The organism is Pantoea sp. JK, assembly GCF_026130245.1.
GTDB classification, from domain to species: Bacteria; Pseudomonadota; Gammaproteobacteria; order Enterobacterales; family Enterobacteriaceae; genus Pantoea; species Pantoea trifolii.
Genome location: NZ_JAINFN010000006.1, coordinates 75481 through 97047, shown reverse-complemented (window position 1 = coordinate 97047; position 21567 = coordinate 75481). Strand labels below are relative to the sequence as shown.

Here is a 21567-nt window from a genome sequence, read left to right as displayed (position 1 = left end):
GAGAATCTTATGAGAGCCTACATTCCTGATGGCAAATCACATGACAATGCACTTTGGCGCTTTGCTGGCTTACCCCCACGCGGATTGGAGCTAACTCGCATGCTTGAGGCGGGCTTGCCGGTCGCGGTGATTGATGACATTCGTCATTGGTCGGCAATGAGTAGAGCCGAAATTATGAAGGTCACTGGCATCAATGAGCGAAATATTGCCCGCCGTAAAAGCGCAGGTAAAAGCTTGTCACCCGATGAGAGCGAACGCATAGCCCGCTTCGTCCGAGTGATGGATGCAGCCGTTCAATTGTTTGGTGGTAATAAAGAAGATGCTACGCAATGGTTAAGCCGGCCGGTCAAAGGATTAGGCAACATTGCACCTATTACCTTGCTAGCCACTGAAAGCGGCGCACTGGATGTGCTCGATTTGATTGGCCGTTTGGAGCATGGTGTCTTCTCGTGATTTTCTATCGGCTAACCAAAACGCTATACGCTTCTGAAGCCTGGACCGGCAACGGTGCGAAACAGTATGGTGGCCGCTGGAATCACAAAGGCCACCCAACCATTTATGTCGCGACCTCGGTTTCACTTGCCGCGCTTGAAGTGCTGGTGCACGTTTCGAACGAGTCGATTTTGGATGAGTACACTTTATTCAGCATCGAGATTCCTGACGATGAAGTCTCCTACATTTCAGAAGACTTTTTGCCTGCTGACTGGCGCCAGGATCCGGCTCCAGTTTCAACTATGGATTTGGGCACAGGTTGGCTGCAATCGAGAGAAGGTGCAGCACTGATCATTCCTTCAAGCATTATTCCGATGGAAAATAATGCGATATTGAACCCGGAGCATCCAGTATTTGAGAGTTATCTGTCGAGCGTAAATAAGTTACCGTTTGCATTCGATAAACGATTGATAAAATAAAAAACATCCTCTTTTGAATAACAAAAAGCCCCGCATTACGGGGCTCTTAACAAATACTACGTAATGTATTTTTAGAACGGAATATCGTCGTCAAAATCCATTGGCGGTTCGTTGTTGGCTGGTGCGCTCTGCTGCTGTGGACGCTGTTGTGCACCGCCGCTGAACTGGTTGCCACCGCCCTGCGGCTGCTGTTGTGGCTGCTGTGGCTGGCCCCAACCGTTGTTATTGCCGCCGCCCTGGCCGCCCGAAGGTGCGCCACCTGCGTTCGCGCCCTGCTGACGTCCGCCCAGCATCTGCATGGTGCCGCCAACGTTAACTACCACTTCAGTGGTGTATTTTTCCTGGCCGGCCTGATCGGTCCATTTGCGGGTGCGCAGCTGACCTTCGATGTAAACCTGAGAACCTTTACGCAGGTATTCGCCAGCCACTTCTGCCAGCTTGCCGAACAGCACAACGCGGTGCCATTCAGTGATCTCTTTGTTTTCACCGGTTGTCTTATCGCGCCAGCTTTCTGACGTGGCCAGCGTAATGTTGGCTACCGCGCCACCATTTGGCATGTAGCGCACTTCCGGATCCTGACCCAGATTCCCGACTAGAATCACTTTGTTTACGCCACGACTGGCCATGTTGCTGTCTCCCGATGAGTTGATGCTAAAAGTCTAAGCGAAAAATTGTATCACGTCACATTGGCGTGTGCCCACTTTAGAGCGGGATTCCAAAATTTATCGGCGGACAGAATAGCAAAAACACTGGATATTTATTCAGTTTATTTTTTGTGCCATAATGGACCGTTTCTGCTGGTCGTGCTGGCAAGGCATGGCGAGTGTTGTTCAATCCGGGAAAGGTGAATGGATAAGATCGAAGTCCGCGGTGCTCGCACCCATAATTTGAAGAACATCAACCTGATCATCCCTCGCGATAAGCTCATTGTGGTCACCGGTCTGTCAGGTTCCGGTAAGTCTTCGCTGGCGTTTGATACGCTGTATGCCGAAGGCCAGCGTCGCTATGTTGAGTCGCTTTCGGCCTATGCGCGCCAGTTTCTTTCATTAATGGAGAAACCGGACGTTGACCATATTGAAGGTCTTTCGCCCGCCATCTCCATTGAGCAGAAATCGACTTCGCATAACCCGCGTTCCACCGTCGGCACCATTACTGAAATTCATGACTATCTGCGCCTGCTGTTTGCACGCGTGGGTGAGCCGCGCTGTCCGGACCACGACGTTCCACTGGCGGCGCAAACCGTGAGCCAGATGGTCGATCAGGTGCTGTCGCAGGAAGAAGGCCGTCGTCTTATGCTGCTGGCGCCAGTGGTGAAAGATCGCAAAGGCGAACACACCAAAACGCTGGAAAACCTCGCCGCGCAAGGCTACATCCGTGCGCGTATTGATGGCGAAGTGTGCGATCTGTCGGATCCGCCGAAGCTGGAGTTGCAGAAGAAACACACCATTGAAGTGGTGATTGACCGCTTCCGCGTGCGCGACGATCTGGCAACGCGTCTGGCCGAATCCTTCGAGACCACGCTGGAACTGAGCGGTGGTACGGCGATCGTCGCCGATATGGATGATACCAGCGCCGAAGAGATGCTGTTCTCGGCCAACTTTGCCTGCCCGATTTGTGGCTACAGCATGCGTGAACTCGAACCGCGCCTGTTCTCGTTCAACAATCCGGCCGGTGCCTGCCCGACCTGTGATGGCCTGGGCGTGCAGCAATATTTCGATCCCGATCGTGTGGTGCAAAATCCCGAGCTGTCGCTGGCGGGCGGCGCCATTCGCGGCTGGGATCGCCGTAACTTCTACTACTTCCAGATGCTGCGCTCGCTGGCTGAGCATCTGCAATTCGATGTCGAAGCCCCGTTCAACAGCCTGAGCGACAACGCGCGCCATGTGATTCTGTACGGTTCCGGCAAAGAGAATATCGAATTCAAATACATCAACGATCGCGGTGACACCTCGGTGCGCCGCCATCCGTTTGAAGGCGTGCTGCACAACATGGAGCGCCGTTATAAAGAGACGGAATCCAACGCGGTACGCGAAGAGCTGGCGAAATTTATCAGCAACCGCGCCTGCGCCAGCTGCGAAGGCACGCGCCTGCGTCGTGAAGCACGCCATGTTTTTGTCGAAGACACCAACCTGCCAACCATCTCAGAAATGAGCATCGGTCATGCGATGGATTTCTTCGCCAACATGAAGCTGAGCGGCCAGCGTGCGCAGATCGCGGAAAAAATCCTTAAGGAGATTGGCGATCGCCTGAGCTTCCTGGTGAACGTCGGCCTGAATTACCTGTCGATGTCACGCTCGGCGGAAACGCTGTCCGGCGGTGAAGCGCAGCGTATTCGTCTGGCCAGCCAAATTGGTGCCGGTTTGGTCGGCGTGATGTACGTGCTGGATGAACCGTCTATCGGCTTGCATCAGCGTGACAACGAGCGCCTGCTCGGTACGCTGATTCACCTGCGCGATCTCGGTAATACCGTGATTGTGGTGGAGCACGATGAGGATGCGATTCGTGCCGCTGACCACGTGATCGATATCGGTCCGGGCGCCGGCGTGCACGGTGGTCAGGTGGTTGCGGAAGGCGATGTGCACGCGATCATGGCGAATGAAAATTCCCTGACCGGCCAGTTCCTCAGCGGCAAACGTGAGATTGCCATCCCTAAACAGCGCGTCAAAGGCGATCCCGCTAAAGTGCTGAAACTCACCGGTGCGCGCGGTAACAACCTCAAAGATGTCACGCTGACGATTCCGGTCGGCTTGTTTACCTGCATCACTGGCGTGTCCGGCTCCGGTAAATCAACGCTGATCAACGATACGCTGTTCCCGATTGCGCAGCGCCAGCTCAATGGCGCTACCACCATCGAAGCCGCGCCGTATCGTGAGATCGCGGGTCTCGAGCATTTCGATAAAGTGATCGATATCGATCAGAGCCCAATTGGCCGTACGCCACGATCGAATCCCGCGACCTATACCGGCATTTTCACGCCGGTACGTGAGCTGTTCGCCGGGGTACCGGAAGCGCGCTCACGCGGCTACAATCCGGGCCGCTTCAGCTTCAACGTGCGCGGCGGACGCTGCGAAGCTTGTCAGGGCGATGGCGTGATCAAGGTAGAGATGCACTTTCTGCCGGACATCTACGTGCCGTGCGACCAGTGCAAAGGCAAACGCTATAACCGCGAAACGCTGGAGATCAAATACAAAGGCAAGAGCATCCACGAAGTACTGGATATGACCATCGAAGAAGCGCGCGAGTTCTTTGATGCGGTGCCGGCGCTGGCGCGTAAGCTGCAAACGCTGATCGATGTTGGCCTGTCGTACATCCGCCTCGGCCAGTCGGCGACCACGCTCTCGGGCGGTGAAGCGCAGCGCGTTAAGCTGGCGCGAGAGCTGTCCAAACGCGGCACCGGCCAGACGCTCTATATCCTTGATGAGCCGACCACCGGCCTGCACTTTGCGGATATTCAGCAACTGCTGGAAGTGCTGCATCAGCTGCGCGATCAGGGCAACACCATCGTGGTGATTGAGCACAACCTCGACGTGGTTAAAACCGCGGACTGGATTGTCGATCTCGGCCCAGAAGGTGGTAGCGGCGGCGGTGAAATCCTGGTGTCCGGCACGCCAGAAACGGTGGCGGAGTGTGAAAAATCACACACGGCGCGTTTCCTTAAGCCAATGTTGAAGAAGTAATTTTCTCCCAGGCCCGCCATTGCGGGCCTGATTTTTATCTGTCGAATTCCACAACGAAATGCAGGAACAGGCAAGAATCAGACAACTTCAGGCATATACGCATTCCATCCTGCTGACTATCCTTACAGCGTTCCTTTTGGCGTGACTCACGCGCCTTTTATCCCTGACGGGATCCCGCATAAAAATCACGACACATCCTACTGGAGACACCATGAATATTACGCATGCCTATGCCGCACAGGACGCGAAAGCAAAACTCGCTCCGTTCGACTTTAAGCCACGCGAACTGCGCGCTCATGATGTGCAGATTGAAGTGTTGTACTGCGGCGTCTGCCACTCTGACCTGCATACCGCGCGCAACGAATGGCGCAACACCATTTTCCCTGTGGTGCCGGGCCATGAAATCGTGGGTCGCGTCACTGCCGTTGGCGCGCACACTCACAATTACAAAGTGGGTGATTTGGTCGGCGTGGGTTGTATGGTTGATTCCTGCCGCAGCTGTCCAAGCTGTCAGGAAGGGCTGGAGCAGTATTGCGAAAATGGCTTCGTTGGCACTTATAACGGTGAAGACCGTGAAACCAAAGCCATCACCTACGGCGGTTACTCCACCAGCATGGTGGTAGATGAAAGCTTCGTGCTGCGCGTACCCGAAAATCTCGATCTGGCAGGCGTTGCGCCGCTGCTGTGTGCCGGTATCACTACCTACTCGCCGCTGCGTCACTGGAATGTCGGTCCGGGTAAAAAAGTCGGTATTGTCGGTTTGGGCGGCCTCGGTCACATGGGCGTGAAACTGGCTCATGCGATGGGCGCACATGTGGTGCTGTTCACCACGTCACCGTCAAAAATTGAAGATGGTAAACGCCTGGGCGCGGATGAAGTGGTGATCTCGAAAGATGCCGATCAAATGGCCGCGCACACCAACAGCTTTGACTTCATCCTGAATACCGTGGCGGCGCAGCACGATCTCAACCCGTTCATCGTCCTGCTGAAGCGTGATGGCAACATGACGCTGGTCGGCGCGCCGGAGCACGATCACCCGGCACCGCAGGTCTTCAACCTGATCTTCAAACGTCGCAGCATCGCCGGTTCACTGATTGGCGGCATCGCGGAAACCCAGGAGATGCTGGATTTCTGCGGCGAGCACGGTATCACTTCAGATATCGAACTGATCGCGATGAATCAAATCAACGAAGCCTACGAACGTATGCTGAAAAGCGACGTGAAATACCGCTTCGTGATTGATATCAATACCCTGCGCGAAGAATCTGCGGCTTAATTCGCCTCAGTGTTCATCATGGTTGACGCCCGCTTCACGCGTGGCGTCAGCCTGTTGCCAGGAAGCATCCACCAGATAGTAAATCTGCGAATCCTTCAGCGAACCATCCAGCCACAACGTGCTCCAGTGCGACTTGTTTAAGTGCTCGCTGGGAAACACATCGTTATGCTCCTCACGTAATAATTCCGCCAGCGCAGGTGTCGCCTTCAGCGACAAAGCCGGACGCCCTTTGACCTCATAAAGCATGGCAAACAGCACGCCTTCACTTTTAATCTGCGTCGCCTGCCAGCACTCTTTAAAGCTTTGCTCCGCGCCCGGCTTGCTCATGCAGTACGTCAGTAAATCCGATGTGTTCATGTTTTATTCCCCTTGTAAGGTCGCCACGATACGCCGCGCACCGCCCTGCACCCGATGTTCACCCAACCAGATTCCCTGCCATGTGCCTAACATCAGGCGACCACGGTTGACCGGAATCAGGAGCGAAACGCCGAGTAGCGACGATTTGATGTGTGCGGGCATGTCGTCGGCCCCTTCGTAGTCGTGCTGATAAGGCGCACTTTCCGGAACATGGCGTAAAAAATGCTGCTCCATATCGCTGCGCACCGTGGGATCGCAATTCTCATTCAGCGTTAACGACGCCGATGTGTGTTGCAGCAGGAGATGCAATTGGCCGACGCGCACATCGGATAAGCCGTGAAGCTGGCCGACAATCTCGTCGGTAATCAGATGAAAGCCGCGCGCTTTGGCGCCAAGCGTAAGCGTTTGTTGATGCCACATGCCAGAATCCTAAAAGTAATCACACCGTTTAAGTGTGCAGCATGTCGGCGAAAGGTAAACCCTGAAGAGAGGAAAAAGCGGCAGAGCGTGAACTCTGCCGCCTGAAGGTTAGTCGCTCAGCTTAGCGGCCATGGTTTTGATACTGGATGATGTCAGCGTGGTGGCTCTGTGTTGACTGGGTGTTGACTCACATTACCGCAGCAAATGCCTCAGCAACCTGGTTGACGTTACGGCTGTTCAGGCCGGCAACGCACATACGGCCGCTGGCAATCAGGTAGACGCCGAACTCATCACGCAGGCGATCAACCTGCTGCGCGCTCAGGCCGGTGTAGCTGAACATACCGCGCTGCTTCAGCAGGTAATCGAAGTTTTGACCTGGCAGCTTGGTGCTCAACACATTCACCAGCGCCTGGCGCATTTCGATAATGCGCAGACGCATCGCTTCCACTTCTGCCAGCCAGTTATTCAGCAGCGCTTCGTCGTTCAGCACGCATGAAACCACCTGCGCACCAAAGTTTGGCGGGCTGGAGTAGTTGCGACGTACGGTCGCTTTCAGCTGGCCCAACACACGAGCGGATTCTTCCGCGCTGTCGCAGACAATGGACAAGCCGCCAACGCGCTCGCCGTACAGCGAGAAGATCTTGGAGAACGAGTTGCTCACCAGCGCTGGCAAGCCGGCAGCCGCAATGGCGCGAATGGCATAAGCATCCGCTTCCATGCCCGCACCAAAGCCCTGATAAGCGATATCGAGGAACGGAATCAGCTCCTGCGCTTTCAGCACGTCGGTGGTTTCATCCCACTGCGCATTAGTCAGATCGGCGCCGGTTGGGTTATGGCAGCACGGATGCAGCAGCACGATGGATTGTTTCGGCAAGGTTTTCAGTTTGGCGATGAACGCATCAAACTTCACGCCGTTGGTTTCTGCGTCGTACCACGGATAAGTCTCTACTTCGAAGCCCGCACCGTTAAAGATCGCGATATGGTTTTCCCACGTTGGATCGCTCACCCACACGTTTGACGCTGGGAAGTAACGCTTAAGGAAATCAGCACCGACTTTCAGCGCACCTGAGCCACCTAAGGTCTGGATGGAGGCAATACGGCCCGCGTGCAGCATCGGATGTTCTTTACCGAACAGCAGCGGTGCAATGGCGTTGCGGTAAGCGTTCAGACCTTCCATCGGCAGATACAGCGATGCCTGATGCGGCTGCGCCTGCAGGCGCTCTTCTGCTGCGGCAACTGCCTGCAGCTGAGGAATGATGCCCGCTTCGTTGTAATAGAGACCGATGCTCAGGTTTACTTTGTTATCGCGCGGATCTTGTTTGAAGGTTTCCATCAACGACAGAATCGGATCGCCGGCATAGGCATCAACGTTTTGAAACACGGTGCAGATCTCCATGATTGGTCAGAAATAAGAGGTAAAGATGCGTCATCAAACCATGTAACGGCCGGGACGATGATTCATTGCGATGATGAGATTGAGGATCACCGCGCCCGCGATGGAAGCAAACAGCATCGGTAACGACACCACAAACAGTGACGCTAATACCACGCAGGTATCAACCGCCATTTGCAGTTTTCCGGCACGCAGACCGATGCGGTCCTGCAGCCAGAGCGCCAAAATATTGATGCCACCGAGGCTGGCTTTATGACGGAACAACACTATAAACCCAATGCCCATCACCACGTTACCGAACAGTGTCGCATAAAACGGATTTAGCGCAGAAAAATGCACAAACAGCGGATGCAAATGGGTAAACAGCGACACCAGGCCAACCGCGCAGAAGGTTTTCAGGGTAAATTCCCAGCCCATGCGTCGCACGGCCAGCCAGTAAAATGGCAGGTTGATCAGGAAGAAGGCGCTACCAAAAGAGAGCGGCGACAAATAGCTGATTAAGAAGGCAATACCCGCCGAACTGCCGGTCAGTGCGCCAGCCTGTTTCAGCATGATGACGCCGAAAGAGACCATCAGCGTGCCGAGGACGATCGCCAGCGCATCTTCAATCAGCGAATGGGGAACTTTGGTGGGTTGAACAACGTTATCCATGGGTTAATCTCATTGCAAATGATGCGGTTCAAATGCAAAAAACGCACCACATCGGCGACGTATGCGCGCCGCCGATGGGTGCCAGCGATTATCCAATTGATAACTAAGGCGCTTTATTGCAGGTTTTTGTGCATCAATTGAGACTCAAACCATCAACCCATGCACAAGTCTGTTTTCTGGTGCGCGTTTTTTGCATTATTAAGGCAATAATTGCACCAGATTAGCACATTACGCACTTTTTTGGCGCGTTTTGTGCTGCGGGATTATCATCAAACCGTTCTCTTTTAAACGGCTCAATACCACGGACGTTTTCACGTGCGCCACGCTTTGATGACCAGCCACTAACTGGCTGATTAGTGCGCTCAATGACGCCAGATCGGCCACCGCTACTTTCAGCAGATAGTCGGCATCGCCAGTGGTTTTAAAGGCATCGACGATGGCGGCTTCTTCTTCCACCATGCGATGGAAACTCTCTTCATAATCCGGTGTATGGTTTTTCAATCGCACTTCAATCAATCCCACCATGCCAAGGCCCACCGCGTCGGGCGAGAGCCGCGCGTGATAGCCGAGAATGAGATTGGCCTGCTCAAGATTGATGCGGCGGCGTGAACATTGCGATGCCGAAAGTCCGACTAAATCACTGAGTTCCTGGTTGGTGAGGCGTCCGTTAGATTGTAATAATGTCAATATCTTAAGGTCGTGATCGTCTACCTGAGTCATTCTGTTTCCACAGCGTAATAAGGGGCGCTTTGCTACAGATAACCTGATTGAAGCCGGGGTTGTCCAACACTATTTTCTGATGACGTGAAATGCATGCACAAAACGTGCATGCATCCGGGTTGAAAGGGTTATTCGTCGTCGTATTGCGGGCCAGCGTAGTTATCAAAGCGCGACCATTGGCCATTAAAGGTCAAACGCACCGTACCGATCGGGCCGTTACGCTGCTTACCGAGGATGATCTCGGCGATGCCTTTAAGATCGCTGTTTTCGTGATACACCTCGTCACGGTAGATGAACATGATCAAGTCGGCATCCTGCTCGATCGAGCCTGATTCACGCAGATCCGAGTTCACTGGACGCTTATCCGCGCGTTGTTCCAGTGAGCGGTTCAGCTGCGACAGCGCCACCACCGGCACATTCAGCTCTTTCGCCAGCGCTTTGAGCGAGCGCGAGATTTCAGCGATCTCCAGCGTACGGTTATCCGACAGTGCAGGCACGCGCATCAGCTGCAGGTAGTCGATCATGATCAGGCTCAACCCGCCGTTTTCGCGGAAAATACGGCGCGCGCGTGAGCGCACTTCGGTTGGCGTCAGGCCAGAAGAGTCATCGATAAACATGTTCTTCTTCTCGAGCAAAATCCCCATGGTGGCGGAAATACGCGCCCAATCTTCATCTTCCAGCTGACCGGTACGAATACGCGTCTGATCCACACGCGACAGTGATGCCAGCATACGCATCATCAGCTGTTCGCTGGGCATCTCCAGACTGAAAATCAGCACCGGCTTGTCCTGCAACATCGCGGCGTTTTCGCACAAATTCATGGCGAAGGTGGTTTTACCCATCGAAGGACGCGCCGCCACGATAATCAGATCCGAGCCCTGCAAACCGGCGGTTTTTTTGTTCAAATCCTGATAGCCGGTATCGACGCCGGTGACGCCATCGTGCGGCGTTGAGACCAACGACTCAATACGCGAAACCGTGGCTTCGAGGATCTGCTCGATGTTCTGCGGGCCCTGATCTTTATTGGCGCGCTGTTCAGCAATTTTGAAAACGTTGGATTCAGCGAAGTCGAGCAGATCTTCACTGCTGCGTCCTTGCGGATCGTAACCGGCATCGGCGATTTGGTTCGCCACCGAGATCATCTCACGCACCACCGCACGTTCACGCACGATATCCGCATAAGCACCGATGTTCGCCGCACTTGGCGTATTTTTTGCCAGCTCGGCCAGATAGGCGAAACCGCCGGCCATTTCTAACTCGCCCAGCGTTTCCAGCGATTCAGAGAGTGTAATCAAGTCGATCGGCTGGCCCGCTTCCAGCAAACGCTGCATTTCCGTGAAAATCATGCGGTGCGAGCGGTTGAAAAAATCACTGGCGACAACACGCTCCGAAACGTTGTCCCAGCGCTGGTTATCCAGCATCAACCCACCGAGCACCGATTGCTCCGCTTCTATGGAATGCGGCGGCATTTTCACGCCTTCCAGCTGCCGATCGCGGGGTTCGTTCGATTTGTTGGTGGGTTTATTTCCTGCCATAGTGAATGCATTACCGATCGTGAAAGGGACGCGCAAGTATAACGTCCCAGGATGAACAATCACAGGAGTCAGAATGGCAAAGCGTATTCAGTTCAACCAACACGGCGGCCCAGATGTGCTGCAATGGGTCGATTTCGAACTGGCCGATCCCGCCGAGCACGAAGTGCAGGTGGAAAACAAGGCGATTGGCATTAACTACATTGATACCTATGTGCGCAGCGGCTTGTATCCGCAAAGCAGCTTCCCTTCCGGCTTGGGCACCGAAGCAGCCGGTGTGGTGAAGCGTGTCGGATCGGCGGTGACGCGTTTTAAAGCGGGCGATCGCGTGGTCTATTGCCAGGCCGCGCTCGGTGCGTATAGCGAAGTGCACAATGTGGCGGAAGATCGCCTGGTGATCTTGCCGGACAGCATCTCATTTGAGCAAGGCGCGGCTTCTTTCCTTAAAGGGTTAACCGTGCAGTATCTGCTGCGCCAAACCTATAAAGTGAAAGCCGATGAAATCTTCCTGTTCCATGCCGCAGCCGGTGGCGTGGGTTTGATCGCCTGCCAATGGGCCAAAGCGCTCGGCGCACATCTGATTGGCACGGTAGGTTCCGCAGAGAAAGCAAAGATTGCCAAAGATGCCGGTGCCTGGGCGACAATTAACTATCGCGAAGAGGATATCGCGAAGCGCGTCAGCGAATTGACCAACGGCGAGAAAGTGGCCGTAGTGTATGACTCGGTGGGGAAAGATACCTGGGAACCTTCGCTGGATAGCCTGCGTCGCCACGGATTAATGGTCAGCTTTGGTAATGCATCGGGTCCGGTAACCGGCGTGGATCTTGGCATTCTCAATAAGAAAGGCTCACTGTTCGTTACCCGCCCTTCGCTGTTCGGCTACATCACCAATCGTGAAGAACTGGATGCCGCCAGCAATGAATTGTTCTCATTGATCGCCAGCCGGGCAATTCAGCTTAACGTGCCAGAGCAGCAGAAATTTGCCTTGCGTGACGCAGTGCGCGCGCATCAGGTGCTAGAGAGTCGCGCGACTCAGGGTTCCAGCCTGCTGATTCCCTGATCGCTAAATGCAAATGGGGCTTCCCGTAGGAAGCCCCTTTTTCTTTCTTTTTTATAGTTCGCGCTGGTGTAGGGACAGCGGCGATGAATTCGTTTTAAACAACGCCAATCATCCTGACAGAAAACATAAGTAAAAAATATGTTTAAATGCGGAATTATGCTAAGCAATTTCCGAGTCTGTGATCGTCACCGCAATTAGCGCCAATCCCTTCTATCTAAGTCGCTGATTTTTCTTTTCAGCCTGCGCAATTTAGCCTCACCTGAAGGCGTGGTAAATGCGCGATAAAGCCATACAACAGCCACTGCCAGCACCAACCATGGCAACACTTTGATAACAATTGCCAGCAATCCGCCAAAGAACATCAAAGCGGTCGCCACCACCAATGCCGCGATGACGCCCAGCAGCGAAACGCCGGTGAACAGCAGCATCAGAAAAAAGCCGATAACAAATAGAATTTCCACGAAGGCTCTCCTGTGTAAATAACATCAGGAACATTACAATATGCGTGCCAACTTATAATAATAGCTAACTACTTGAATTTTAAGAAAGATTGATGAGTAAAATCTTGAAAGAGTGATGAAAAAAACTAATTTGTGGCGCAGAAAAAACCATCCTATTGGCTTTCAGGTGCGCATGAATGCACACCCTATAAAAGCCGGAACGCTCCGGCTTGCCTGACGATGATTACATCACTTCCTGCGGGATCTTATCCGCTACCAGCGCTAACGCCGCTTCCAGCACACGCACATCGGCACCGGGTTTGTGGGCGTTTTCACTTAAATAGCGACGCCACTGGCGCGCACCGGGAATGCCCTGGAACAGGCCAAGCATATGACGTGTAACATGGCCGAGATACATGCCCTTGGATAATTCAGCTTCAATGTACGGATACATTGAGCGCACCACCGCCACCGGATCGACGCGCGGCGTATCGCGGCCAAACAGTTCGCGATCAACCTGCGCCAGAATACCCGGATTCTGATAGGCTTCGCGCCCCATCATCACGCCATCCATATGCTGCAGATGCAGCTTAGCTTCTTCCAGGGTTTTGATGCCGCCATTAATCGCCATGGTCAGCGCCGGGAAGTCGCGCTTCAATTGGTAAACGCGAGGATAATCGAGCGGCGGAATCTCGCGATTCTCTTTCGGGCTTAAACCGGAAAGCCAGGCTTTACGCGCGTGGATAATAAAAGTATCGCAGCCGCCCTGTTGCGCCACGGTGCCAATAAAATCACACAGGAATTCGTAGCTGTCCTGCTCATCAATCCCGATACGGGTTTTGACCGTCACCGGAATGCTCACCACATCGCGCATCGCTTTAATGCAGTCGGCAACCAGCGCCGCATCGCCCATCAGGCAGGCTCCAAAACGACCATTCTGTACGCGATCGGACGGACAACCCACGTTGAGGTTGATCTCATCGTAGCCACGCTCTTCTGCCAGCTTAGCGCACTGCGCCAGTGCGGCGGGATCGCTGCCCCCCAACTGCAGCGCCAGCGGATGCTCTTCCTCGCTGTAGGCCAGATAGTCGCCTTTACCGTGAATGATCGCGCCGGTCGTCACCATTTCGGTGTACAGCAGCGTGTCGCCGCTCAGCTGACGGTGGAAATAACGACAGTGGCGATCGGTCCAGTCGAGCATGGGGGCGATGGAAAAACGTTGCGAGGAGAAAGTATCGGTCATGAAACGCAGTGAATCCGCAGTAAGTTAAGTGATGAGAAACTGCGCAATCATACCACAGCAAAACGGGCGGCACAGCCGCCCGTTATCAGACAGGGAATTAGAAGTTAAATCCGAGCTGCAGCATCGCACCCACGGTGTTGTCTTTACCCACAGAACCGGCCAGATCGAGATGAACGGTATTGTTGAACGGTGACACACCTAAACCGGCGGTGAACACGTCAGTATCGTTCGACTTCAGATCGGCACGATAACCGGCACGCAGCGCCAGCCAATCCAGCACACGATACTCCGCACCTACGCCAGCATATTGGCTGCTGTCTTCCGATTTAAAGCGTTTAGTTTCAGTCAGATCAACATCACTGGCCAACGTGAACGGCCCGCTATTCCAGGAAAGCCCGGTCGTAACCAGTGGACGAATTTGGTAAGTATCGCGGTAGCCGTTCACCTCTTTGGTGTCGATATCGCGCGAGATCAGGTTTTGCCCAGTCACACCGAAGGTCCAGTTCTCACCGAAATCCGTTGCAACGCCAGCATCCACGTTGAAACCGGTATCGCTGCTGCGATAGCGACTGCTGTTAATGTCGCTCTTGTCGTAGTTGTAGATACTCGCGGTGTAGTTATACAGCCAGGTTTTCTGTAGCTTTGGCGTCACGCCGACAGAAACTGGATGGCCAGCAATCGAGAACTCATGCGCAACTGACACACCATAATCGGTGATCAAAGCCGCCAGCCCATTGGCGCTGGAGCGCAAGTTATTTTCATCACCCGGAACAGGAATTCTTGACCCATCGGCAACAGCGCGCAGGTAGGCAATATCGCTATCCGCTACGTTGGCGCGCACATGCGCCGTGCCGTACGCCTTAGTGATAAAGGCAAAAGGTAAGGTTTCATTTGGAACGGTGACGGCCAGGGCTACGCCCGCCGTTGCGTTGGCTTTATTGCCGCGCAGATCGCTGAGCTGATTAGCCATATCGCCTGCTGCGGCCTTCAACTGCGGGTAACCATTGAGGTAATCGGCAAAGGTCAGGTTATCGATTACGTCCTGATAACGATCAACGGTATCAGTGATGTCATCGACACGGTCGATCAATTTGTCTTTATCAGTAACCTGTGCACCAGCTGAAGGAAAAATGATGCTGACGCTATCTTCAGGTTGCGCTTTGGTCATCAATGCTGGGTTAGCCAGCACTGCGGAACTCCAGGTGGAAGAGGCTACGCCGGTACCGCCCATCGCATCGTTACGCGCGTCATACCATGTACCTGCTGCCAGAGCTGAGGAAGAAAGAAATACTGCATTCAAACCAACAAGATAAGCTACTTTTTTGTGCCTGAATAATGTCTTCGCCATGAGCCTGCCATCACCTTTGAAATGTCGCTGAATCACTCACCGACTGAAAGTTTAGTTAGCCGCCATTCTGAACCCTGGCTAACGCTTCATTGCTGTGAATTAAAAGGAAATAGCACTGCTATTCGCAGAATTGGATGCGTAAGCACCATTCTGCTGTGTTTATATGCGGAAAAATTAACAATGAATAAATTGATACCAGAAATTACTTAAGACCTTTTGAACCTTATACGCTAACCCGGTGAGTTGCAAAGCAAAATCCTTGTAGCCGTTGCGCTGTCTGGCTGGACGCATTTTTCAGACATAATGGTTGCAACAATGTTGTTGGGTAAACAGGAAGGATAATCGATTGATTGGTGGGAATTTTCTGCAGGAATTTAAGGAAAATAAGCAATCACAGCAGCGTAAAAATTTGTGTGATAAAATAACATCACCTGCAACCCGGAGAATGCTTATGTCAAACCTCACGCCAGAACAACTTCTTACCCAGGCTGAATCACTTTGCCTTGATCGCGGCGTGCGCCTCACCACTCAGCGCGCCGAAGTGCTGCGCTTGATGGCAGAGCAGAATGGTTCGATAAGCGCTTACGATTTGCTGGATCAGCTGCGTGTCAGTGAACCGCAAGCTAAACCGCCCACCATTTATCGCGCGCTGGATTTCCTGCTGGAACAGGGATTTATTCATCGCGTTGAGTCGAATAACAGCTATGTGGTTTGTCATCATTTTGATGAGCCGGCACATACTTCAGTGATGTTGGTGTGTGACGGTTGCGCGGCAGTGACTGAAAAACATGCTCATGGTGTGGAAAAGACCATTGCTGCGTTAGCGGATCAGGCGGGATTTTCTTTGCGTCATACCGTGATTGAGGCACATGGCCTGTGTGAGAGCTGCGCAGAAGTGGCGGCTTGCACGCATCATGAAAGCTGCGAGCATGATCATCAGGTTGAGGGAAAAAAACGGGTAAGAAAATAGAGAGGCACGTCCTTGTGCCGGGCCAATCACTACGCTAAATGATTGGCGGGTAGGAGCATCTTCCTCAGGGGCAATTACCAGCGGTAATCTTTATTGGTGCTTTCCCAGTCCTTAACTTCTTGTTCGGCCTGGTCTTTTGCATAACCGTAGCGTTCCTGGATTTTACCGACCAGCTGATCGCGTTTACCTTCGATCACCGTCATATCGTCATCGGTAAGCTTGCCCCACTTTTCTTTAAACTTACCTTTAAACTGCTTCCAGTTTCCACTCGCTTCGTCTTTGTTCATAATAATCCTCCACTACATCCTGAGTGAGATAGATATATTGCCTGCTTAGCTGGCAATATACCCAGACAACGCGCTACTCATGTGCGCCGTATAAGGTAATTGTAGTAGCCGCTTCGCAGTTTGCAGAGAAATACAGATTAATCTGTAGCTTACGCTTCGCTTATTCAGGCGTTGAACCAGCTATTGCGCAGCCAGTGACCGCGCCAAATCAGCCACAGCGTCAGTCCGCGTAACGCCAGGAACACCGTCACTGCCAGCCATAAACCGTGATTACCGAGCCATGGCAATGTGAGCAGCGCTAGACCGTAGCCGATTGCCGCTATCACCATGCTGTTGCGCATCTCACGACCGCGCGTCGCGCCGATAAACATGCCATCCAGCAAATAACACCAGACGCCAATCAGCGGCAGAATCACTTGCCAAATCAGATAGCGATCGGCCATCTCGCGTAGCGCTTCCAGTGACGTCAGCATCGCCACAATCTGCGGACCGGTGAACGCATAAATCAGCGCAAAGATTGCTGCAACGAAGCAAGCCTGACGACAAGCCGCATGCCAAATTAGCAACAGCCGACTGCGATCTTTGGCCCCAACCGCTTCACCCGAACAGGCTTCAACCGCATAGGCAAAACCATCCAGCGCGTATGCGGTAAAAGTGAGAAACATCAACAGCACCGCATTGACCGCCACCACATCCGGGCCAATCCGCGCGCCAAGGATGGTGAGTGACGCGAAGCAAATTTGCAGCATCAAAGAACGCAGCATGATGTCGCGATTGAGGCGGAATAGCCGCGCCGCATCGCCACGCCAACTGCTTTTAAGCAGAGTAAAATGGATACCGCGCATGTTCAGCACGCGCGCAACCATCCACAAACCCACGCCCAGCGTGACATATTCTGCCAGCGCGGTGGCCGCCGCCGCGCCAGCCACACCCCAATGCAGTTTGAGTACGAACAGCAGATCAAGCAGGATATTCACCAGATTGCCGATGATCAGCAGCACCATCGGTGCGCGCGCATACTGCACGCCTAGCAGCCAGCCAAGAATCACCAAATTGGCTAAGGTTGCGGGCGCACTCAGCCAGCGAATCTCAATAAATATTTGCGCCTGCTGCTGCACTTCCGGGCTGCCGCCCATCAAGGCTGCCGCCAGGCTGCTTACCGGCGTTCGCAGCACCATAAACAGCACGCCAAAAACCAGGGCAATCAGCAGCGGTTGCGTTAAGGCGCGCGCCAGCGCGGTTTTGTCATTGGCGCCAAATGCCTGAGCGGTCAATCCGGTGGTGCTCATGCGCAGGAATAGCAGAAGCATAAAGATGAAGCTGGTCGCTGTTGTGCCCACGGCGACGCCACCGAGGTAAATCGGGCTATCGAGATGACCAATAACGGCGGTATCCACCACGCCCAGTAACGGGACGGTGATATTTGACAGGATCATCGGCAGCGCTAGCCGCCAGAGTGTTTTATCTGAAGAGGAAAACAGCTGCATCAGCCCATTCCGTTGTGTGCGGTAATCAGCGTAATGGCGCCAGCGTGAGCCGCAGAAAGAGTCACAGAGAAGTAAAACAGCAGACTGCGGTCAGCGCAAATTCGCACCGCCGCAGTTGGGGAGGATCAGAAACTGATCAGAGCCACTCGCCGTTGCGTACAATCCCGACAGCTAAACCTTCAATGGTTAGCGACTGCTCACGGGTATCAACGACAATCGGCTGGAAATCGGTGTTTTCCGGCAGCAGATGGACAATCGCGCCCTGCTTTTTCCAGCGTTTCACGGTGACTTCATCATCAATGCGCGCCACGACAACCTGGCCGTTACGCACTTCCTGCGTTTTATGCACGGCTAACAGATCGCCATCCATAATGCCGATATCTTTCATCGACATGCCGCTCACGCGCAGCAGGAAATCGGCACTCGGTTTGAACAGATTCGCATCCACCTGATAGTGGGCTTCAATATGTTCCTGCGCCAGCAAGGGTTCACCGGCAGCGACGCGACCAATCAGCGGCAACCCTTCGCTTGGTTCTTCTTCCATTAGTAAACGAATCCCGCGCGATGCGCCGGAAACAATTTCAATTACGCCTTTACGCGCCAGCGCTTTCAGATGCTCTTCAGCAGCATTGGGCGAGCGAAAACCCAGTTGCGCAGCAATTTCCGCACGCGTTGGCGGCATGCCCGTCTGGTTAATATGGTCGCGAATCAGGTCATAGACCTGTTGCTGCCGTGCAGTTAACGCTTTCATCCCGCCCCCTGGTTGTTTATACAGTCGCTGTGAGTATATACAGGTATTCGCGAAATGAAAACCGTAACAGAGGGAAAAATCAGCGGTTTGATGAATCTGGAATCCCTATCTCAAATGCGTCCAGAGCAGCGCGATCCAGACGAACAGAGCCAGTAAGATAGTCAGCAATACGGCGGCCGATCCCATATCTTTGGCGCGGCCCGCGAGCGGATGTTGTTCCTGCCCGATGCGGTCGACCACCGCCTCGATAGCGCTATTAAGGATCTCAACGATGATAACCAGCACCACCGAGCCAATCATCAAGATGCGGGAGAGGGTATCTACATCCAGCCAGCACGCCACGAGAATGGCCACCAGCGCGGCAACGGCTTCCTGCCGAAATGCAGCTTCATGCTGCCATGCGGCACGCAGGCCCTGCCAGGAATAACCGGCTGCTTTCACTATTCTTACTAAACCGGTGACGTTATTTGCCATGTCTATGGAACCCTTGAACTATTTTGACGTCAATGTGTGGGCAGTTTGAGGCGGCAGAGCCACAGACCTTCGCTGCGCTTTCTGGTATGCTTGCCGCGCTTTGCTAACAAGAGGCTTAAAGTTGTCTATGTCAGGTTGGCGTAAACTCTATTACAAATTATTGAATTTACCACTCTCTATTTTGGTAAAAAGTAAGGTCATTCCGACCGATCCCGTTTCTGAACACGGGATCGATCCTACACGTCCGGTGATGTATGTTTTGCCTTATGATTCAAAGGCTGACCTGCTCACGCTGCGTGCTCAATGCCTGAAACATGATCTACCCGATCCGCTGGCTCCGCTGGAGATCGATGGCACCCTGCTGCCGCGCCACGTGTTTATTCACGATGGCCCACGCGTGATTCCCTATTTCGTGGCGAATCCCGAGTCGGTAAAGTTGTTCCACGATTATCTGGATTTGCATCGCAGCAACCCGCAACTCGACGTGCAAATGCTGCCGGTCGCGGTGATGTTTGGTCGCGCGCCGGGACGTGAAACATCCGGTGAATCCACGCCGCATCTGCGCGTGCTGAATGGCGTGCAGAAGTTTTTCGCCATTTTGTGGCATGGCCGCGACAGCTTTGTCCGCTTCTCGCAAACCGTTTCGCTACGCCAGATGGCGACCGAACACGGTACTGATAAGTCGATTGCACAGAAGCTGGCTCGCGTAGCGCGCATTCACTTTGCTCGCCAACGTCTGGCAGCGGTCGGCCCGCGTCTGCCTGCACGTCAGGATCTCTTCAACAAGCTTTTACAGTCCAAAGCGATTGAAAAAGCGGTAGAAGATGAAGCACGCAGCAAAAAGATTTCGCATGAGAAAGCCCAGCAGAACGCCATCGAAATGATGGAAGAAGTGGCGGCGAACTTCTCTTACGAAGCGATTAAGGTCACTGACCGCGTGATGGGCTGGCTGTGGAGCCGCCTGTATCAGGGCATCAACGTACATGGCGGTGAGCGCGTGCGTCAGCTGGCGCAGGATGGTCATGAGATTGTCTATGTGCCCTGCCACCGCAGCCACATGGATTATCTGCTGCTCTCCTACGTGCTTTATCATCAAGGCCTGGTGCCGCCGCACATTGCTGCGGGGATCAACCTGAACTTCTGGCCAGCCGGCCCGATTTTCCGTCGCCTGGGCGCGTTCTTTATTCGTCGTACCTTTAAGGGCAACAAACTCTATTCCACCGTGTTCCGTGAATATCTCGGCGAGCTGTTTAGCCGTGGTTACTCCGTTGAATATTTTGTGGAAGGCGGACGTTCGCGTACCGGCCGTTTGCTGGATCCGAAAACCGGCACCCTGTCGATGACGCTGCAGGCGATGCTGCGCGGCGGCAGTCGTCCTATCACCTTCGTGCCGATCTACATCGGTTACGAGCACGTGATGGAAGTGGGCACGTATGCCAAAGAGTTGCGTGGCGCAGCTAAAGAGAAAGAGAGCTTCCTGCAGATGGTGCGCGGCTTGCGTAAGCTGCGCAATCTGGGTCAGGGCTACGTTAACTTCGGCGAACCACTGCCGTTGATGAACTACCTGAACAAAAACGTGCCGGAATGGCGTGATGCGATTGACCCTATTGAACCACAACGTCCCGCCTGGATGACGCCTGCTGTGAATGACATTGCGGCGAAGCTGATGGTGCGCATTAACGAAGCCGGTGCGGCCAACGCCATGAACCTGTGCGTGACTGCGCTGCTGGCGTCACGTCAGCGTTCACTGACACGCGAACAGCTGATTGAGCAGTTAGAGTGCTACACCCAACTGCTGCGCAACGTGCCGTATTCGCCAGAAGCCACGGTGCCCGATATGAGCGCCGAAGCGCTGCTTGACCACGCGATGGGCATGAACAAGTTCGAGACCGAGCAAGACAGCATTGGCGACATTATCATTCTGCCGCGCGAGCAGGCAGTGCTGATGACCTACTATCGCAACAACATCCATCACATGCTGGTGATGCCGTCGCTGATTGCCGCCATCGTGCAGCAACATCGTGAAATCAGCGAAGCAGAGCTGCTGCGTCAGGTGAGCCTGGTATATCCGATGCTAAAGAGCGAGTTGTTCTTACGCTGGGACAAGGCGGAGTTGCCTGCACTACTTAACGCACTCTGTGCAGAGATGGCGCGCCAGGGCCTGATCACCTTGCAGGATGGTCAACTAAGAATGACGCCGGCACGTCACCGTTCGCTGCAACTGCTGGCGGCGGGTATTCGTGAGACGCTTCAGCGCTTCGCGATTACCTTCGCTATCCTCAGCGCGAAACCGGCCATCAACCGTGGCACGCTGGAGAAAGAGAGCCGCACCCTGGCTCAACGCCTTTCTGTATTGCACGGTATCAACGCACCCGAGTTCTTTGATAAAGCGGTATTCACTGCATTGGTACTTACGCTGCGTGATGAAGGTTATATCAGTGACAAAGGCGATGCCGATGCGGAACGCAGCCATATGATGTGGCAGATGCTGGCGGAGCTGGTCACCAGCGATGTCCGTCTGACGATTGAGAGCGCGGTCACCCACGATTAGTAGGCGACATGAAAACACA

Annotated in this window: 21 protein-coding genes; 7 read left to right on the top strand and 14 right to left on the bottom strand. The window is 53.8% G+C overall.

Annotated elements, in window-relative coordinates:
• The first annotated feature begins 9 nt into the window (after positions 1-9).
• Together PanJK_RS14530 and PanJK_RS14525 are read left to right on the top strand one after the other, a co-directional pair.
• A complete protein-coding gene (locus tag PanJK_RS14530; protein WP_101763056.1) occupies positions 10-453 on the top strand; it encodes an antitoxin Xre-like helix-turn-helix domain-containing protein in 444 nt (147 codons plus the stop codon).
• Positions 450-911 (top strand): RES family NAD+ phosphorylase, encoded by a 462-nt coding sequence (locus PanJK_RS14525; RefSeq protein ID WP_256698156.1) that lies wholly within the window; start codon positions 450-452, stop codon positions 909-911. The genes PanJK_RS14530 and PanJK_RS14525 overlap by 4 nt, the downstream gene beginning before the upstream one ends.
• Before the next feature lie 71 nt (positions 912-982).
• On the opposite strand, the gene ssb1 is transcribed toward PanJK_RS14525, so the two are convergent.
• Positions 983-1537 (bottom strand): single-stranded DNA-binding protein SSB1, encoded by a 555-nt coding sequence (ssb1, locus tag PanJK_RS14520; protein WP_008109965.1) that lies wholly within the window; start codon positions 1535-1537, stop codon positions 983-985.
• A gap of 222 nt (positions 1538-1759) precedes the next feature.
• Between ssb1 and uvrA the strand changes: the two genes are divergently transcribed.
• Both uvrA and PanJK_RS14510 read left to right on the top strand, forming a co-directional pair.
• Complete coding sequence (gene uvrA / locus PanJK_RS14515) at positions 1760-4588, top strand: excinuclease ABC subunit UvrA (RefSeq protein ID WP_265300662.1); 2829 nt, start codon at positions 1760-1762, stop codon at positions 4586-4588.
• A gap of 211 nt (positions 4589-4799) precedes the next feature.
• Complete coding sequence (locus PanJK_RS14510) at positions 4800-5864, top strand: NAD(P)-dependent alcohol dehydrogenase (RefSeq protein WP_265300660.1); 1065 nt, start codon at positions 4800-4802, stop codon at positions 5862-5864.
• A gap of 6 nt (positions 5865-5870) precedes the next feature.
• Here PanJK_RS14510 and PanJK_RS14505 read toward each other — a convergent pair whose 3' ends face one another.
• The 6 genes from PanJK_RS14505 to dnaB all read right to left on the bottom strand — a co-directional run bounded on the left by PanJK_RS14505 (position 5871) and on the right by dnaB (position 10940).
• Positions 5871-6221 (bottom strand): MmcQ/YjbR family DNA-binding protein, encoded by a 351-nt coding sequence (locus PanJK_RS14505; protein WP_265300658.1) that lies wholly within the window; start codon positions 6219-6221, stop codon positions 5871-5873.
• A gap of 3 nt (positions 6222-6224) precedes the next feature.
• Complete coding sequence (locus tag PanJK_RS14500) at positions 6225-6641, bottom strand: secondary thiamine-phosphate synthase enzyme YjbQ (RefSeq protein WP_061718371.1); 417 nt, start codon at positions 6639-6641, stop codon at positions 6225-6227.
• 187 nt (positions 6642-6828) lie between these two features.
• Positions 6829-8022, bottom strand: coding sequence for an amino acid aminotransferase (locus tag PanJK_RS14495; protein WP_256698154.1), 1194 nt, complete (start codon positions 8020-8022; stop codon positions 6829-6831).
• A 48-nt stretch (positions 8023-8070) separates the two neighbouring features.
• Entirely contained in the window at positions 8071-8685 is a 615-nt protein-coding gene (locus PanJK_RS14490; RefSeq protein ID WP_008109953.1) for a YitT family protein, read from the bottom strand.
• A 228-nt stretch (positions 8686-8913) separates the two neighbouring features.
• Entirely contained in the window at positions 8914-9405 is a 492-nt protein-coding gene (locus PanJK_RS14485; protein ID WP_097095220.1) for an Lrp/AsnC family transcriptional regulator, read from the bottom strand.
• Positions 9406-9533: 128 nt separating this feature from the next.
• Positions 9534-10940, bottom strand: coding sequence for a replicative DNA helicase (gene dnaB, locus PanJK_RS14480; protein ID WP_176970070.1), 1407 nt, complete (start codon positions 10938-10940; stop codon positions 9534-9536).
• A 73-nt stretch (positions 10941-11013) separates the two neighbouring features.
• Here dnaB and PanJK_RS14475 point away from each other — a divergent pair, with 73 nt between their 5' ends.
• Positions 11014-11997: a quinone oxidoreductase gene (locus PanJK_RS14475; RefSeq protein WP_265300649.1), complete on the top strand. Its 984-nt coding sequence runs from the start codon at positions 11014-11016 to the stop codon at positions 11995-11997.
• Between the two features lie 194 nt (positions 11998-12191).
• On the opposite strand, the gene pspG is transcribed toward PanJK_RS14475, so the two are convergent.
• The 3 genes from pspG to traF form a co-directional block, all read right to left on the bottom strand.
• Positions 12192-12458 (bottom strand): envelope stress response protein PspG, encoded by a 267-nt coding sequence (gene pspG, locus PanJK_RS14470; RefSeq protein WP_008109948.1) that lies wholly within the window; start codon positions 12456-12458, stop codon positions 12192-12194.
• Positions 12459-12681: 223 nt separating this feature from the next.
• A complete protein-coding gene (gene dusA, locus PanJK_RS14465; protein WP_008109947.1) occupies positions 12682-13680 on the bottom strand; it encodes a tRNA dihydrouridine(20/20a) synthase DusA in 999 nt (332 codons plus the stop codon).
• Positions 13681-13777: 97 nt separating this feature from the next.
• On the bottom strand, positions 13778-15028 hold the full coding sequence (gene traF / locus PanJK_RS14460) for a conjugal transfer protein TraF (protein ID WP_265300646.1): 1251 nt from the start codon (positions 15026-15028) through the stop codon (positions 13778-13780).
• A gap of 451 nt (positions 15029-15479) precedes the next feature.
• Here traF and zur point away from each other — a divergent pair, with 451 nt between their 5' ends.
• Positions 15480-15998 carry a zinc uptake transcriptional repressor Zur gene (gene zur, locus PanJK_RS14455; RefSeq protein ID WP_265300643.1) on the top strand — a complete coding sequence of 173 codons (519 nt, stop codon included), beginning with the start codon at positions 15480-15482 and terminating at the stop codon, positions 15996-15998.
• Positions 15999-16072: 74 nt separating this feature from the next.
• Here the strand turns inward: zur and PanJK_RS14450 are convergent, their stop codons facing one another.
• The 4 genes from PanJK_RS14450 to PanJK_RS14435 all read right to left on the bottom strand — a co-directional run bounded on the left by PanJK_RS14450 (position 16073) and on the right by PanJK_RS14435 (position 18997).
• Positions 16073-16285: a CsbD family protein gene (locus PanJK_RS14450; protein WP_008109944.1), complete on the bottom strand. Its 213-nt coding sequence runs from the start codon at positions 16283-16285 to the stop codon at positions 16073-16075.
• A gap of 164 nt (positions 16286-16449) precedes the next feature.
• Positions 16450-17772, bottom strand: a complete 1323-nt coding sequence (dinF, locus tag PanJK_RS14445) for an MATE family efflux transporter DinF (RefSeq protein WP_265300640.1) — start codon at positions 17770-17772, stop codon at positions 16450-16452.
• Between the two features lie 136 nt (positions 17773-17908).
• Positions 17909-18523 (bottom strand): transcriptional repressor LexA, encoded by a 615-nt coding sequence (gene lexA / locus PanJK_RS14440; protein ID WP_256698146.1) that lies wholly within the window; start codon positions 18521-18523, stop codon positions 17909-17911.
• 105 nt (positions 18524-18628) lie between these two features.
• Positions 18629-18997: a diacylglycerol kinase gene (locus PanJK_RS14435; protein ID WP_154182481.1), complete on the bottom strand. Its 369-nt coding sequence runs from the start codon at positions 18995-18997 to the stop codon at positions 18629-18631.
• Between the two features lie 127 nt (positions 18998-19124).
• Between PanJK_RS14435 and plsB the strand changes: the two genes are divergently transcribed.
• Positions 19125-21548, top strand: a complete 2424-nt coding sequence (gene plsB / locus PanJK_RS14430; protein WP_256698469.1) for a glycerol-3-phosphate 1-O-acyltransferase PlsB — start codon at positions 19125-19127, stop codon at positions 21546-21548.
• Positions 21549-21567: the final 19 nt, after the last annotated feature.